The following is a 15,617-nucleotide window of genomic DNA, read 5'->3' as shown; positions in this document are numbered from 1 at the left end:
GACAGGGCGCCCCTGGGTGTCACCCTTCCCCCACAGAGGTGGGCGGCGGGGCTCGGCGCGCCGTGACAATCCGGGCGCATCACAACCCTTCCGCACGGAGACGCTGCACATGTCCGAGTTCGTCATTCCCGACGTGGCCCTGGTGGACAACACCGAACAACGCACGCCGCTGGTGCTGGTCCTCGACCGGTCGGGCAGCATGGAAGGCGAGCCGATCTCGCAGCTCAACGAAGGCTTGAAGCTGCTGGAGCGTGAGCTGAAAGACGACGCCATCGCCGCCAAGCGCGTGCGGCTGCTGATCGTCCAGTACGGCGACCTCGACGAGGCGACCATCGCCGCCGACTGGCACGACGCGATGGACTTCAGCGCCCCGGCCCTGCGCGCCAACGGCCGCACGCCCACCGGCAAGGCCATCGACCTGGCGCTCGCGCAGGTCGAGACCGAGAAACAGCGTTTCAAGGCGGCCGGCGTGGCCTACACGCGGCCCTGGCTCTTTCTGATGTCGGACGGACAGCCCACCGACGACTGGGCCGGCGCCGCTCAACGCTGCCGCGAGGCCGAGGGCCAGAACAAGGTGGCGGTGTTTCCGATTGCCGTGGGCACCGGCGCCAACGGCGCGACGCTCGGGCAGTTCACCCAGCGCGGTGAAGCGGGTGTGAAGCGGCTCGACGGCATGCGCTTCAAAGAACTCTTCTTGTGGCTGAGCGCCAGCATGAAGGTCGTGTCGCAGGCGCGGCCGGGCGGGCAGGTGCAACTGCCCGCCACCGACGTGTGGTCGATCACCGGCACCTGAGCATGCCCTGGCACGTGTTCGCGGCGGCCGTCACCGGCACGTCGCACGAGGAAACCGGCACGCCCTGCCAGGACGCCTTCGCGCACCGCATCGACGGCGAGGTGCTGTGCGCGGCGGTGTGCGACGGGGCTGGCTCGGCCGCGAAGAGCGATCTCGGCTCCAAGCGCCTGGCCGGCGGCGTGGTGCAGCGGCTCGGGCGCCGCGTGCTGTTCGGCGAAGCGCTGGCGACGGCGCCCGAGGCCCAGTTCGAAGCGGCCGTGCGCGACGCGGTGGCCGAGGTGCGGCGCGAACTGGAGACGATGGCCTTCGTGCACGGCGCCACGCTCGGCGCCTTTGCGGCCACGCTGGTTGGCGTGGTGGCCTCGCCGCTGGGCGGCTGGCTCTTCCACATCGGCGACGGGCTGGGCGCGGCCGAGCCGGCCGAGGGCCACGCGACGCTGTCGCTGCCCGAAAACGGCGAGTACGCGAACGAGACCTACTTCGTCACCGGCGAAAGGTGGCACGAGCACCTGCGCTGCACGCGCATCGAGGCCCCGCCGTGCCACGTGGTGCTGATGTCCGATGGTGCGGCCCCGTTCGTGATGAACAAGGGCAACAGCGGCCTCTTCCGGCCGTTCATCGACCCGGTGCTGCGCTACCTCGGCAGTGCTTCGGTGGACGACGGCTGCAAGGCGCTGACCACCACGCTGGCCGACCCGCGCACGCACGCGATCACGGCCGACGACAAGACCTTGCTGATCGCGCAATGGCGCTGACGGGGCCGCAGCCGTGGGCTTGAACAGCGGCGACGTGGTCATCGCGGCGGGGCGCCAGCTGGTGCTGGGCGACCTCATCAAGAGCGGCGGGGCCGGCAGCGTCTACCTGATGCCCGACGTGCCCGGTTCGGTCGCCAAGGTCTACCACCCGACGCAAGACCTGCCCGCCTACGAGCGCCGGGTGGTGGCGATGCTCGAACTCTCGCCCGACCTGCCCGACTGGGTCGAAGGCAGCGAGCGCTTCGTGCAGATCGCCTGGCCGTCGGCCGCCTTGCACGACACCCGGGGCCGCTTCGTCGGCTTCCTGATGCCGCGGCTGGACATCGAAGCCACCATCGAACTCGAATACATGCTGCAAGAGCGGCAGGCGAGGGCGCAGGGGCTGCCCACGGGCCTGGGCCCGCGCGTGTCGCTCGCGGCCAACCTCGCGGCGGTGATCGGCGAGCTGCACCGGCGCGGGCACTACGTGGTCGATCTGAAGCCGGTCAATGTGCGCTTCTACCGGCGCTCGCTGTACCTGGCAATGCTCGACTGCGACGGCTTCAGCATTCACGCGCCGAACAACGAGCGCTTCCACGCGCCGCAGTTCACGCCCGAGTACCTGGCGCCCGAGTTCCACGCCCAGGGCATCGGCCTCGACATCGAAGAGCAGCAAGACCGCTTCGCGCTCGCGGCGGTGGTGTTCCAGTTGCTGAACTTCGGCCTGCACCCGTTCAGTGGCCAGCCGCTCGATGCGCGGGTGCCGTCCGACATTCCCGGCCGCATCGCCGGCCAGTGGTATGGCTACGGGCTGGCGGCGCATGCGGGCATTCGCCCGTCGCCGGTCAGCGGCCATGCGCACTGGCCCTTCCAGTTGCGGCTGATGTTCGACCGCGCCTTCAGCGGCCCGGCGAATGCGCGGCCCAGCGCGGCCGAATGGGCGCAGGTGCTGCGGCCGATGGCGCAGCGCGCAAGCGGCCAGCTGGTGGCCTGCGAGCGCGACGCCCAGCACCAGCACTTCGCGGGCATGGCTTGTGCGGCCTGCGCGCGCGAGGCCCTGATGGCGCAGGCCCAGGCCGCGTTGCCCGCGAGCGCTGCCGCCGCGAGGGCGAAGGGCGCTGGGCATCGCCCGCCGCCTCAGGCCACGCCGGCGCCACAGAAGCAAAAGAAGAAGCAGAGGGTGCTTCCGGTGCTGGCGCAAGCCGTGTCGCAGGCCCTCCCGGCGCGTGTGTCGTTGAAGGCGTCCACCCTGCCGGCTGGGCCACCGACCGAAGGCTCGGCCACGCTGGGGTGTTTGCTGATCGTCCTGATGCTGGCGGTGGTGCTGGGCCTGCCGGGCTACGCGGTGTACTCGGTGGTGATGTGGTTGAAGACACCGTCACCGCAGCCCACCACGGCCGCTGTCGCGCAGATTCCGACCCCTGCGGCAAATCCTGCCGCACCCGCGCCCACTCCCGTCCCTGTGCCCGACCCGCAGGCCGCGTCCGACGACCCCGTGCAATGGTCGGTCGCACGTGTGGACAGGGTCTTGCTGGCGGCGCTGAACGGCGACAAGCGCACGCTCGATGCCGAGCGCTTGCGTCTGTCCGAGCAGGTGGCCTTGAAACCCGCGCTGAACTCTTATCGGCAGTCGTCCTACGACGAGGCCTTGCGCTCGGTCGAGCGCATCGAGCAAGAGCACCGCCAGCTGCGCTTCGAGGACTGGGCCTTCCAGGTGACCCAGGCCCGGCACCGGGTCTACGAGTTCGACCCCTACGCCGACCGCATGGCCGCGCTGTACGGCATGGGCCGCCTGCGGCTCCATGTGGACGGCCGCCTGGGCCCGGGCAAAGGCGCCGGCATCGGCTACATGGCAGGGCCTGAAATCGACATCACCCGCCAGGTCCTGCGCGACGCCGTGCTGGCCGAGCCGCGCGTCGCGGCGCGCTGGTACGCCCTTGGGCTGGCACACGCCTTGGGCCACGACGAGCGCCGGGCCGAGGCCGCGTTCGCGGTGTACGACATGCTGCTGGCCGAAGGCGGGCAGGGCTCGTCGTTCGATGAGGCGCGGCTCGCGTCGATGCACAACTCGCCGGCCTGGCCGGGCTTCGTGGACCGCGTGGACATCCTGCAGGCGCGTGGGCGTCTGCTTGCCGCGCGCCACAGCCCTGTGCACCGCCACGGATCAAACCCGGACGACGATCGCCTGAAGGCGCAACGCCTGCTGCCGCCGCTGTCGCCCGCGATGGACGTCAGCCGCGAGCCGCGGCGTGCATCGCGTTGAACCTGTCTTGACGGCTTCTTGAGCACCCGTGACCATCGCGGCTTTGCTGACGACGGGAGCAGGGCGAATGGCAGTCACCAAGAAAGCTGCGGGCACGAAGAAGCGGGCAGGTACCGGCACAGCGCCCCCGCGCGGCCCGGCCAAGGCTGCGGCCGCCAAGCCCCTCTTCATGCGCGTGGCACGCCCGGACGCGATGGACTACCGCGACCGGCCCTACCGGCCGCCGGTGGGCCGGGCCCCGGCGCCGGTGCTCTTTCCGACCACCGCCTTGCAGATCAAGCACCAGGGGCCGACCAACGCCTGCACCGGCTTCGGCCTGGCGGCGGTGGTCGAGCACCTGCTGCTCACCTCGGGCCGCGAGCGCAAGGCGGCCATCTCGCCCTTCATGCTGTATTCGATGGCGCGCCGCTACGACGAGTACCCGGGGTCGATCGAAGACGAAGGGTCGAGCCTGCGCGGCGCACTGAAGGGCTGGTTCAAGCACGGGGCGTGCGCGGAAAAGCTCTTTCCGGCGCTCGACATGCCGGCGGCCTGCGAGAGCATCGAAGAAGACTGGTGGTTCGACGCCGTCAAGCGGCCGCTCGGCGCGTACTACCGCATCGACCCGAAGAACCTCACCGACATGCACATCGCCCTCAACGAGGTCGGCGTGCTGTACGCGAGCGCCGAGTGCCACGCGGGCTGGGACGAAGGCAGCGAGCAGCCCACGCTGAAGCGCCGCCCGACGTCGTTCAAGGGGGTGTGGGAAATCCCCGTGCGCCCGGGCAGCGCCGACCACGCGGGCCATGCGTTCGCCATCGTGGGCTACAACGAGCGCGGCTTCCTGATCCAGAACTCGTGGGGCACCGACTGGGGCTCGTACGGCTACGCCGTGTTGACCTACGACGACTGGCTGCGCCACGCGATGGACTGCTGGGTCGCGCAACTGGGCGTGGTGACGACCGACCACGATGCGATCTCCAAGGCCATCACGCTGCGCACCGACGCCGCCGGCCAGGTGACGCTGGCTGCCAGCAAGGTGCTGCGCAACCGCGAGATTTCGCCCTTCATCGTCAACATGGGCAACAACGGCGCGCTCAGCAACAGCGGCGTCTTCCGCACTCGGCCCGACGACGTGCGCGCGATTGCCGACCTGCAGCTCGCCGAGGCGCGCAAGCGCTGGGGGCTCGACGACGGCGTGGTGGACGTGTGCATCTACGCCCACGGCGGCCTGGTGGGCGAGTCGTGCGCCGCCGAGATCGCGGCGCAGTGGATCCCGCTGCTGTACGACCAGAAGATCTTCCCGATCTTCCTGATGTGGGAAACCGACTTTTTCAGCACCTTGCTCAACCGCCTCGAAGACGCGGTGAAGGGCGCCCCCGTGGCCGGTGCCGGCATGGGGCTCGAGCGCTGGTGGAACGAGCGCCTGGAGCGCCTGATCTCGAAGCCCGGCACGCGCCTGTGGAGCGAGATGAAGCAGAACGCCGACGCGATGAGCGCCTACAAGCCCGGCGTGGCCGACGACGAGCAGGCCGGCTGCGTGCTGCTGTACCGGCACTTCAAGCACGGCGTGGCCAACAAGAAGATCCGCATGCACCTGGTGGGCCACTCGGCCGGCAGCATCGTCGCGAGCTACATGATCGACCGCCTCGCGCTAGAGGGCATGCGCTTCGAATCCGTCAGCTTCATGGCCCCGGCGGCCACTGTGCAACTGTTTGACAGGCACGTGCGCCCGCACCTCGAAAGCGGCGTGGTGAAGCGCTACCAGCAGTTCCACCTGAGCGACAAGGTCGAAGAGGGCGACAAGTCGTGCGGCCCGTACCGGCGCTCGCTGCTGTACCTGGTGAGCCAGTCGTTCGAGGGCGGCAGCGTGACGCCCGTGCTGGGCATGCAGAAGTACTTCGATGCCTACGCGCCGGCGCTGTCGGGCGTCACGAGCCATGTCGCCCCGGGGCCGACCAGCGGCAGCACCAGCCACGGGGGCTTCGACGACGACGCGCAGACCCAGCAGCAGGTGCTGGCGTTCATCCACGGCCGCTAGGCTCGGGCTGGCCTGCCGCGAGTTTCAGGAGTAGTCCACCACCATGCGCACGCTGCGCGACTTTGGCTCGTAGAAGAAGTGCGCGGTGTCGCCACCGCTCTTGAAGACGTATTCAGTGACCGTGCCGACGTAGTGGCACACGTCGCCGCTGGCGGTGGTGACGACGGGGGCGGTTTCGTCGCCGTTCTCATCGATCGCGTATTCGACGTTCGGCTGGTACTCGGCCCAGTTGCCGCCGGGCGTGCGGTCCCACCGCCTGAGCAGCGGTTCGGCGCTTTCTTTGTCGGCCGGGTCGGTGAGGCGGTACTGCACGAAGCCGTGCTGCTTGAAAAATGCCTTCACCGCGTCGTAGCGACGGCGGCTGCGCTCGTAGTGGCGCTGCAGGGCGTCGTCACCGGCCGCTTCTTCATGCTGGCTCAGAAAGAAGCGCGGGTCGCAGTCGAGCCGCCACAGGCCGTCGTCCCAGTGGTAGCCGACCCAGTTTTCCTTGCACGAGTCGGTGTGGAACTCGCCGGTGGTGCTGCCGATGAGGTCGCATTCGGGCTCGATGGGCAGTGCGATCAGCACCGGGTGCGGGTGCGCCGGATCGACGCGGGCAAATTCGAACACGCCGATCGGCAACAGCAGTTGGGCTTCCAGCGGGCCAAGCACCGATTCAGGCTCGGGAAACGGCTTGAAGGCGCGGGTCGCGCGAACGATGGCTTGAAAGCGTGACATGGGCGGGGGGGGCGGCGATGCGGCGCCGCGGGCAGTCGTAAGCGGCCCGAAGGCCAGGGGCGTGGCGCTGTGGCAGCGGCCGGCGGCGAGGATATCCGGCAGAACTGACCCCGAAAACGCCTCGCTTTCGGCCCATCGCACCCGGCCCCGCTGGGGTGTACTGGCAGGGTGCCGCACAAGCGGCGTCTGCTGGAGTTGCCCCTGATGAATGCCGCGAAGCCCCGTCTTCTGAGCCTTCTTTCCCCCGTGCTCTTGGCCACCTGCGTGGCCGGCACGGCACATGCCCGTTGCATCGACGAAGAAGCCGTCGAGATGTCGCGCGCCGGCTCGGCCGTGGCGCCGGGCGATGCCCAAGCCCCGCGTGTGGCCCTGCAGAGCATGGTGCGCGAAGCCATCCGCCGCAGCCACGCGATCGGCGCGGCCAAGCTGCTGGCCGACGCCGCGAAAGACGACGTGCGCGAGGTGAAAGCGCAGCGCTGGCCGCTGGCCACCGCCACCGCTTCGCTCGGCCGCACGGCCACCGAGGTCGGCGGCATCGAAGAAGCCAAGGGCAAGCAGGGCCGCGTCTCGCTGGGCATCAGCGCCCCCTTGATCGACTTCGGCCGCATCAGCTCGCTGGTGGACTGGCGTTCGAGCCTCGCCGAATCGGCCCGCCTGGGCGAGCTGAACGCGCAGGAGCAGGTCGCGCTGCAGACCGTGTCGCTGGCCATCGAGCGCAGCCGCTACCGCCTGCAGGCCCAGGTCTACCAGCAGTATTCGCGCAAGATGAGCTGCCTCGTCGAGGCGCTCGAGACCATCGTGCGCGCCGACCGCGGCCGCACCAGCGAGCTGGTGCAGGCGCAAAAGACGCAGCAGCAGGCCGAGATCTCGTATGCGCAGACGGTGTCGATGGTCAAGCAGATCGAGACCCGCCTGCGCCGCTTCGTCGGCGACGAGTTGCCCAACACCGATGGCATGTCGTCGCTGCTGCTCACGCTGCCCGCGCTGAACGACGCGGTGGCCGATGCCGAACGCGCGGTGGACATCGCCCAGATCGGCGCCCAGGCCGAAGCGGCCGAGAACTACGCCAAGTCGGTCGTGGCCGGCCAGCGCCCGCAGGTCGGGTGGTCGATCAACACCAGCAAGGTCAAGGGCGTGGACAACTCGGCCGTGTGGTCGGCCGGTCTCAACGTCAACGTGCCGCTGTTCAACGCCGGGCACGACCCGCAGTCCGATGCCGCGCAAAAGCGTGCCGAGGCCGCGCGCCTGCAACGCGCCGAGGCGCTGGAAGGCCGGCGTTTCCGCATGGCCGAGGTGCACGAGCAGGGCTCGTCGTCGTTCGACCGCGCCCGCCGCGTGGTCGAGGTGCTGCGCGACAGCGACCGCGTGCGCAACTTCACCCTGCAGCAGTGGCAGCAACTGGGCCGCCGCTCGTTGTTCGACGTGATGGCGTCCGAGAGCGAGCACTACAACCTGCGCGTGGCCTATGTGAACGCGCTGTACGATGGCCAGCAGGCCAACGCGCTGCTGCGCTCGCTGGGCTCTGGGGTGAATGCCTGGCTGGAATGACCTGACCGACAACGTGATCGAGAAGGCGGGACCGACGCGATGACCAAGACACGCGAATACACCCAGGCCGCGCAGGCCCTCATCGAAAGCCAGGCCCGTTTCGCCCGCACGAACATCGAGCGGGCGAGCGCCGAGTTCGGTCCCGAGTGGGACGCCCACTTCGAGCGCCTGCTGGCCCACCTGTACCGCGACCCGGCCGCGCTGGCCGATGCGGTCAAGGGCTACGCCGCCTTCGCCATCGACTCGATGCGCCGCCAGCGCCGCTTCGAGACCGAGCGCGAGTACCCGGCCAAGACCTTTGCCGAGGCCGCGCAAGAGGTGTACTTCAACGACGAGTACATGCACACGCAGTACCTGCCCGGGCTGCTGCTGTCGCACTGCCTGTGGTCGCACCACTACCGGCAGTTGCAGTACTTCGAACGCTTCTTCCTGCCGTCGATGGCCGCGCAGGCCGAGCCGCAGTTCGCCGAGGTCGGCATCGGCACCGGCATCTACTCGCGCACCGTGCTCGACGCGCTGCCCACGGCCCGGGGCGCGGGTTATGACCTGAGCCCGGTGTCGGTCGCGTTCACGCGCCACCACCTCGAAGCCTTCGGCCTGCTCAACCGCTACCGCACCGACCTGCGCAACGTGATCGAGCAGCCGCCCGAAGAAAAATTCGGCCACGTGGTCTGCGTGGAGGTGCTCGAACACCTCGAAGACCCCGTGGCGCTGCTGCGCGGCCTGAAGAACATGACGGCAAGCGGCGGCAAGCTCTTCATCACCGCGGCGCTGAATGCGGCCAACGCCGACCACATCTACCTGTACCGCAACGCCGAAGAGGTGCTGGCGCAGGCCGAAGCCGCCGGCCTGCACGTCGAGCACTACTTCTTCTCGAACGCCTACCCCGCGCCCAAGCCGGGTGTGCCCGTGCCGGGCGCAATGGCGATGGTGTGCACGCCCGGTCGCTGACGCCATGCCGAACATCACCCTCGAAGGCGAGTTCGTCACCCTGCGCCCCCTGAGCGTGGATGACGCGGCCCTCACCTTCGCGTGGCGCCAGGGCGAGCGCGCGGCCAACCTCAACGCGGGCGCGCAAAACGTCGAGCAGCAGGCGAAGTGGATCGCCTCGCGGCCGGCGTCCGAATACAACTTCATCATCGAGCTGAAAGACGGCCGCCCCGTGGGCATGGTCTCGCTGACCGGCATCGACAGCACGCACCGCCACGCCGAGCCGGGGCGCTTTCTCATTGGTGACGAAGCGGCCGTGCGCGGCGTGCCGGCGGCGGTCGAGGCGATGAAACTGGTCTACGAGCTGACCTTCGGCCGGCTGGAGCTGCGCCGCGTGCACGGCACCATCGCGTCCGACAACACGCTGATGATCAAGTGGCAGAAGTTCATGGGCATGAAGGAAGAGGGCCGCCTGAGAGACCACTACTTCATCAACGGCAAGTTCCAGGACGCGGTGGTCTTCGGCATGCTGGCCGACGAATACCGCACGCAGGCGCTGCCGAAGATGGAGGTGTTCATCAAGGCGGCGCGCAAGGGCCAGCCCGCTTCCTGAGTTGTCCGCACGCCCCTGAGGCGAATCCATAACAAGACCGATTCCGGAGTCCAAGCATGAGCAAGAAAGACGCGGTCCAGAACATCATCTTCCAGGCCCTGAAGACGCTGAACGAAGAGCGTGGGGCCGACGAGCAGATCGCCATCGGCACCGACACGCCCCTCTTCGGGCCCGACGCGGTGCTCGATTCGCTGTCGCTGGTCTCGGTGATCGTGGACATCGAGACCCTGGCGGCCGATGAATTCGGCCAGCCCATCAGCCTGACCGACGACCGGGCCATGGGCCGCGACCCCGTGCCCTTCGTCAACGTGGGCACGCTGACGGCGTACATGCTCGAACTGCTGGGCGAATAAACCGCCACCATGAGCGCGAACTACGACGGCAAGGTGGTGCTCGTCACCGGCGCACGCCGGGGCCTGGGTGCGGTGATCGCCGACCACTTCGAGCAGCAGGGCGCGCAGGTGGTGGGCTTCAGCCGCCACGCCGACGAGGCCCCCAGCTCTGACCGCCGCCTGGACATCGCCGTGGACGTGGGCGACGCCGCTTCGGTGGCCGCAGGCTTCGAGGCCATCCGCAAGCGCTTCGGCAAGCTCGACATCTGCATCAACAACGCCGCCGTGCTGACCTCTCAGTACGCGATGATCATGCCGGCCGCGTCGGCCCAGGCCATGGTGGACACCAACCTGATGGGCACCTTTCTCGTCTCGCGCGAGGCCGCCAAGCTGATGCGAAAAGGCAAGTGGGGCCGCATCGTCAACGTCAGCTCGATGGCCGTGAGCCTGGAGCCCATGGGCGACTCGGTCTACGCCGCCACCAAGGCCGCGATCACCACGCTGGCCAACGTGATGGCCAAGGAACTGGCCTCGGCCAACATCACCTGCAACACCCTGGGCATCACCGCCTTCGAGACCGACATGCTGGGTCAACTGCCGCGCGACAAGGTCGATGCGGTGATCGCCGGGCTGCCCCAGCCGCGCATGGCCACCCGCGAAGACGTGGCCCATGTGCTCGATTTCTTCTGCGGCGCGGCCGGTGGCTGCATCACGGCGCAGACGGTGTACCTGGGTGGGGTGCATTGAGATGGATGCGGCCGTGGACACCGCCCCGCTGCGTGTCGTCGCCAACCAGGGCTTCCCGTCCAACACCTACCTGCTGGCCTCGGCTACCCCTGGCCGCTGTGTGGTCATCGACCCCGGGCTCGACCCGACGACGCTGAACCGCACGCTCGAAGACGCGGGCTGGACGCCCGAGGCCGTGCTCTGCACGCATGGGCATTTCGACCACGTCGGTGGCGCGGCCGAGCTGCAGGCGACGCACCAGGTGCCGGTCTACCTGTGCAAGGCCGACGCGAAAACGGCCAAGATGTCGAACTTCCTGATGGCGGCCTTCAAGATCGAAAAGCGCATCAAACTGCCGGATTTTCAGTGGATCGAGGGTGAAGACTCACCGCTAGAGTGCGCCGGACGGTCGTTCCTCTTTCACTCGGTGCCGGGCCACACGCCCGGCAGCGCCGCGATCGAGGTGGACGGCCTGCTGTTTTCCGGCGACTCGCTGTATGCGAAGCGCATTGCCCTGTCCCAGCTGCCCGGCGAAGATTCGGCGACCCTGCGCCGCTCGCTGCGCCGCCTGTTCAGCCGGGTCGATGGCAGCGTGCGTGTGCTGCCGGGCCACGGAGGCAGCGCGACGCTGAGCGAGATCCTCGAACACAACTTGAAGCTGCGTGAGTTCATGGCGCAGCCGGATGGATCCGAACTGCACCCATGACCGCGAACGCTGCTGCCCCGGCCCCCACGTCCCACCTGCCCGCCATCTCGATCGTCGGCGTGGGCCACCACCTGCCGGCGCAGGCGCAGAGCAACGCCGAGCTGTGCCAGACGCTCGACGTGACGCCCGACTGGATCGAAGACAAGACCGGCATCACCCAGCGCTACATTGCCGCCCCGGACGACACCGCCTGGGGTTTTGCCGTGGCCGCTGCCCAGCAGGCGATGGCGATGGCGAACATCACCGCCGACCAGGTGGACGCGATCATCTGCTGCACGTTTTCGGGTGACTACGTCTTCCCGCCGCTGTCGGCCAAGGTCGCGCAGCAGCTGGGCGCGAAGCACGCGCAGATCTACGACCTGCAGGCCAACTGCTCGGGCTTCGTCACCGGCCTGACCACTGCTTCGGACCGCATGCGCGTCGATGACAGCGTGCGCTTCTCGCTCGTGATCGGCGTCGAGATGCTGAGCCGCTACATCGACCGCACCGACGCCAACACCGCCGTCTACCTGAGCGACGGGGCCGGTGCGGCGGTGCTGGGCCGCGTGGCGCAGGGCGGCATTCGCCAATCGGCCTTCCACACCGACCCCTCGAACTTCGACGCGGTGCGCCAGCGCGGCGGCGGCTCGATGTTCCCCGTCAACGGCCGGCCCTTCGACCGCGAAGTGGACCTGATGGAGATGAACGGCATCGCCACCTGGAAGCAGGCCATCACGCACCTGCCGCCCACCATCCGCAAGGCCATCGCCAAGTCGGGCTATGAAGCCAAGGACATCGACTTCCTCGTCTTCCACCAGGCCAACCTGCGGCTCATCGAGTATCTCGTCAAGAAGATGGGTTTCGGGTTGGACAAGACTTACACCAACGTCGCCACCGTGGGCAACAGCGGCTCGGCCTCGCTCGCCATCGCCTTGAGCGAGGCGGTGCGCAAGGGGCGCATGAAATCGGGCCAGCGCGTGGTGCTGGCCGGCGTGGGCGCGGGGTTCAACTTCGCGGCGAGCGTGTGGGACTGGACCTTGGAGCTTCCCCAATGACTGCTGGATTCACGGACTTTGACGCGGTGAAAGAAGGCGACACAGCCTCGCTCGTCAAGACCATCACCGACGCCGACATCCGCAAGTTCGTCGAACTCACCGGCGACGACAACCCGCTGCATGTGGACGCCGAATACGCGAACCACACCCCGTTCAAAGAGATCGTCGTGCACGGCATGCTCGGCGCGTCGTTCATCTCGACCGTCATCGGCACCAAGCTGCCCGGCCCGGGTGCGCTGTGGGTGTCGCAGTCGTTCGAATTCAGCCTGCCGGTGCGCCTGGGCGACACGCTCACGGTGGCCTGCACGGTGCTGAAGAAGCACGCGCGCGACCGCCTGCTTGAGCTGGAAATGCGCATCACCAACCAACACGGCCAGGCCGTGTTGCAAGGGCAAGGCAAGGTCAAGCTGCTCGAAGCGCCCAAGGCCAAGGCCGACGAACCCCAGGCCGCGCTGAAGGTCGCCATCGTCACGGGCGGTGCCGGGGGCATCGGCCGCACTGTCTGCCAGCAGCTCGCCGCCGATGGGCACGCGGTCGTCGTCAACTACCTCAGCAGCCGCGACCGCGCCGAGGCGCTGGTGCGCGAGCTGAACGCCATTGAGCCCGCCAAGACGCGCGCCGTGGCGGTGCAGGCCGACGTGTCCACCGCCGAGGGCTGCGCCTTGCTGCGCGACGCGGCGGTGCGCCACTTCGGTGGCGTGAGCGCGCTCATCAACGCCGCTTCGCCGCGCATCGTCGCCAAGCCGCTGGCCGAGATGGCCTGGGGCGACATGCAGCAGCACCTCGACGTGCAGCTCAAGAGCGCCTTCCTCGCCATACAGGCCTGCGCGCCCGCGATGGTGGCCAACGGCGGCGGGCGCATCGTCAGCATCACCACCGAGGCCATCGACGGCACGCCGGTCGCGGGCTGGACGGCCTACGCCACCGCCAAGGGCGCGCTCGCCACGATGTCGCGCTACCTCGCGGCCGAGCTGGGCCCGCAAGGCATCACGGTCAACTGCGTGTCGCCCGGCATGACCGACACGCGCTTCATCAGCGGCATCTCTGAAAAGCAGCAGCTGATGGCCGCGCGTCAGAAGCCGCTGCGCCGCCTGGCGACGCCGGAAGACACGGCCGGCACCATCGCCTTCTTGCTGTCGGACGCGGCGGCCTACATCACCGGCCAGACGCTGCGCGTCAACGGCGGGGGGGCGATGTCGTGAGCGATCCCCGCGCCGATGCACTCGACGTGCTGCGCCGCCCCGACGCGGCGATGACCGAGGTGCTCAAGGCCTTGTCCGCGCTCGACAAGGCCGAGCACACCGGCCGCACGCTGAAGCTCGGCATCGCGGCCAACATCTCGGTGGACCTGCTGGGCACTTATTTGCGCCGGCATGCCTACCTCGCGGGCGTGAAGCTGCAGGTCATCCAGGGCTCGTACGACGACCTGCTGAACGACGTGCAGCAGTTCGCGGGGCAGGGCGTCGATCACCTGCTGGTCGTGCCTTTCTTCGACAACCTGCACGCCTCGTGGGAATCGCAACTCGACGCGCTGAGCGGCGAGGCGCAGCACGCGCCCCTGCTTGGCTGGCTGTCGAAGCTCAAGCTCGCCTTGGGCCAGGCCGCGTCCATCGGCCAGGTGACCCTCACCGGCGCGCACCTGTGGAACGCCTCTGCGTACGGCGCGGCCGCCGACCTGCTCGCCGAGTTCAACGGCGCGCTGAAGGCCATCGCTGCCGAACACGCCAACGCACACGTGCTCGACACCGCCGCCATCGTCGCCCAGGTGGGCGAGAAGGCGGCCTTCGATGCGCGCTTCTATTACAAGGGCAAGGCGCCGTACACGGCGGCCTTCCACGACGAGCTGGCACGCCGCTTCGCGCTCGCCACGCGGGGCTTCGGCTCGTACTTCTACAAGGTGGTCGCGCTCGACTGCGACAACACGCTGTGGGGCGGCATCATCGGTGAAGACGGCCTCGGCGGCATCGCCCTCGACCCGTACAACTACCCCGGCAACGTCTACTGGACGGTGCAGCAGCAGCTCAGGCAGCTCGAAGCGCAGGGCATCTTGCTGTGCCTGTGCAGCAAGAACAACCCGGCCGATGCCGACGAGGTGTTTGCCTCGCACCCGAACACGGTGCTGAAAGACGCGCACATCACCGCCAAGAAGGTGAACTGGGAGCCCAAGGCCGCCAACCTGCAGGCCTTGGCGAACGAGCTGAACCTGGGGTTGGAGAGCTTCATCTTCATCGACGACTCCGACTTCGAGCTCGAGGCCGTGCGCACGCAGTTGCCGCAGGTCAAGGTCTTCCAGGTGCCCAAGAAGCTGACCGACTACCCCGCCATGCTGCGCGAGGTGGCCGCGCTGTGCGTGGCCGGCGGCGTGAGCGCCGAGAGCAAGTCGAAGACGCAGCAGTACAAGCAGCTCGCGCTGGCTGCCGCGGCGCAAGAAGGCTTCGCCTCGCAAGAAGACTACTTGCGCTCGCTGGGCCTGAAGGTGCGCGTGTACCGCGACGCGCGCGAGCAGGTCGCCCGCATCGCCGAGCTGACGCAGAAGTCGAACCAGTTCAACGTGACCACGCGGCGCTACACGCCGGGCGAGATCACCGCGCTGATGGAGCGCGACGACGCCACCGTGTACTCGTTCGACGTCAGCGACCGTTTCGGCGAGTGCGGCATCACCGGCGTCATCGTCGTGGACTTCGCCAAGCCCGAAGCCACGGTCGATGCCTTCCTGATGAGCTGCCGCGTGATCGGCCGGGGCGTCGAGTTCGCCGTGTGGCGCGCCGTGCTCGAAGACGCCCGAAAGCGCGGAAAGCGCGGTTTGGCCGCCGGTTATCTGCCCTCTGCCAAGAACGCGCAGGTCTCAGACTTCTTCGACCGGCTCGGCCTGTCGAAGGTCGAAGAAACAAACGACGGCAGCCGCCGTTACCAGGCCCAGGTGAACGACGTTCGCCTGGCAGACAGTGAATGGGTGGAGTTGATTCATGGTTGATGCAGCAAAGATCAAGGACGTGATGGCCGCGGTGCTCGAAGTGGACGCGGCCACGATTGGCGAGGACGCCAGCATGGACAACATCCCCAACTGGGACTCGCTGCGCCAGATGAACCTGGTGCTGGCGCTCGAAGAGGCCTTCGGCGTGTCTTTCCCCGACGAAGACGCGGCCAACGCGACCTCGTACAAGCTTTTGTCGCTGGTGCTGCAAGAGCAGCTCGCCTGAG

15 protein-coding genes are annotated in these 15,617 nt (G+C 68.4%); 14 read left to right on the top strand and 1 reads right to left on the bottom strand.

What is annotated here, in order from left to right:
- Positions 1 to 109: 109 nt before the first annotated feature.
- The 4 genes from AC1KAT_RS02310 to AC1KAT_RS02295 all read left to right on the top strand — a co-directional run bounded on the left by AC1KAT_RS02310 (position 110) and on the right by AC1KAT_RS02295 (position 5,810).
- Complete coding sequence (locus tag AC1KAT_RS02310) at positions 110 to 793, top strand: vWA domain-containing protein (RefSeq protein ID WP_480322369.1); 684 nt, start codon at positions 110 to 112, stop codon at positions 791 to 793.
- Positions 794 to 795: 2 nt separating this feature from the next.
- A complete protein-coding gene (locus tag AC1KAT_RS02305; protein ID WP_480322367.1) occupies positions 796 to 1,548 on the top strand; it encodes a PP2C family serine/threonine-protein phosphatase in 753 nt (250 codons plus the stop codon).
- 13 nt (positions 1,549 to 1,561) lie between these two features.
- Positions 1,562 to 3,790 (top strand): hypothetical protein, encoded by a 2,229-nt coding sequence (locus AC1KAT_RS02300; protein WP_480322365.1) that lies wholly within the window; start codon positions 1,562 to 1,564, stop codon positions 3,788 to 3,790.
- 67 nt (positions 3,791 to 3,857) lie between these two features.
- Positions 3,858 to 5,810 (top strand): C1 family peptidase, encoded by a 1,953-nt coding sequence (locus AC1KAT_RS02295; RefSeq protein ID WP_480322363.1) that lies wholly within the window; start codon positions 3,858 to 3,860, stop codon positions 5,808 to 5,810.
- A gap of 24 nt (positions 5,811 to 5,834) precedes the next feature.
- Here AC1KAT_RS02295 and AC1KAT_RS02290 read toward each other — a convergent pair whose 3' ends face one another.
- The gene (locus AC1KAT_RS02290; RefSeq protein WP_480322361.1) at positions 5,835 to 6,527 is read right to left on the bottom strand and encodes a hypothetical protein; all 693 of its coding nucleotides are present in this window, start codon (positions 6,525 to 6,527) and stop codon (positions 5,835 to 5,837) included.
- Positions 6,528 to 6,731: 204 nt separating this feature from the next.
- Here AC1KAT_RS02290 and AC1KAT_RS02285 point away from each other — a divergent pair, with 204 nt between their 5' ends.
- The 10 genes from AC1KAT_RS02285 to AC1KAT_RS02240 are packed head-to-tail and all read left to right on the top strand — an operon-like array spanning position 6,732 to position 15,616.
- Entirely contained in the window at positions 6,732 to 8,075 is a 1,344-nt protein-coding gene (locus tag AC1KAT_RS02285) for a TolC family protein (protein WP_480322359.1), read from the top strand.
- Positions 8,076 to 8,114: 39 nt separating this feature from the next.
- On the top strand, positions 8,115 to 9,026 hold the full coding sequence (locus AC1KAT_RS02280; protein ID WP_480322357.1) for a class I SAM-dependent methyltransferase: 912 nt from the start codon (positions 8,115 to 8,117) through the stop codon (positions 9,024 to 9,026).
- Between the two features lie 4 nt (positions 9,027 to 9,030).
- A complete protein-coding gene (locus AC1KAT_RS02275) occupies positions 9,031 to 9,618 on the top strand; it encodes a GNAT family N-acetyltransferase (protein ID WP_480322355.1) in 588 nt (195 codons plus the stop codon).
- A gap of 56 nt (positions 9,619 to 9,674) precedes the next feature.
- Positions 9,675 to 9,971: a hypothetical protein gene (locus AC1KAT_RS02270; protein WP_480322353.1), complete on the top strand. Its 297-nt coding sequence runs from the start codon at positions 9,675 to 9,677 to the stop codon at positions 9,969 to 9,971.
- 9 nt (positions 9,972 to 9,980) lie between these two features.
- The gene (locus tag AC1KAT_RS02265) at positions 9,981 to 10,697 is read left to right on the top strand and encodes an SDR family NAD(P)-dependent oxidoreductase (RefSeq protein WP_480322351.1); all 717 of its coding nucleotides are present in this window, start codon (positions 9,981 to 9,983) and stop codon (positions 10,695 to 10,697) included.
- A 13-nt stretch (positions 10,698 to 10,710) separates the two neighbouring features.
- Positions 10,711 to 11,382 (top strand): MBL fold metallo-hydrolase, encoded by a 672-nt coding sequence (locus AC1KAT_RS02260; RefSeq protein ID WP_480322348.1) that lies wholly within the window; start codon positions 10,711 to 10,713, stop codon positions 11,380 to 11,382.
- Entirely contained in the window at positions 11,379 to 12,416 is a 1,038-nt protein-coding gene (locus AC1KAT_RS02255; RefSeq protein ID WP_480322346.1) for a 3-oxoacyl-ACP synthase III family protein, read from the top strand. Before AC1KAT_RS02260 ends, AC1KAT_RS02255 begins: the two co-directional genes overlap by 4 nt.
- Positions 12,413 to 13,618: an SDR family oxidoreductase gene (locus AC1KAT_RS02250; RefSeq protein ID WP_480322344.1), complete on the top strand. Its 1,206-nt coding sequence runs from the start codon at positions 12,413 to 12,415 to the stop codon at positions 13,616 to 13,618. The genes AC1KAT_RS02255 and AC1KAT_RS02250 overlap by 4 nt, the downstream gene beginning before the upstream one ends.
- Positions 13,615 to 15,390, top strand: a complete 1,776-nt coding sequence (locus AC1KAT_RS02245; protein WP_480322342.1) for an HAD-IIIC family phosphatase — start codon at positions 13,615 to 13,617, stop codon at positions 15,388 to 15,390. The genes AC1KAT_RS02250 and AC1KAT_RS02245 overlap by 4 nt, the downstream gene beginning before the upstream one ends.
- Positions 15,383 to 15,616, top strand: coding sequence for an acyl carrier protein (locus tag AC1KAT_RS02240; RefSeq protein ID WP_480322341.1), 234 nt, complete (start codon positions 15,383 to 15,385; stop codon positions 15,614 to 15,616). The genes AC1KAT_RS02245 and AC1KAT_RS02240 overlap by 8 nt, the downstream gene beginning before the upstream one ends.
- Position 15,617 lies beyond the last annotated feature (1 nt).

It is taken from the genome of Piscinibacter sp. PDB5-1, assembly GCF_056676035.1.
This window is presented reverse-complemented; position numbering and strand designations above follow the sequence as displayed.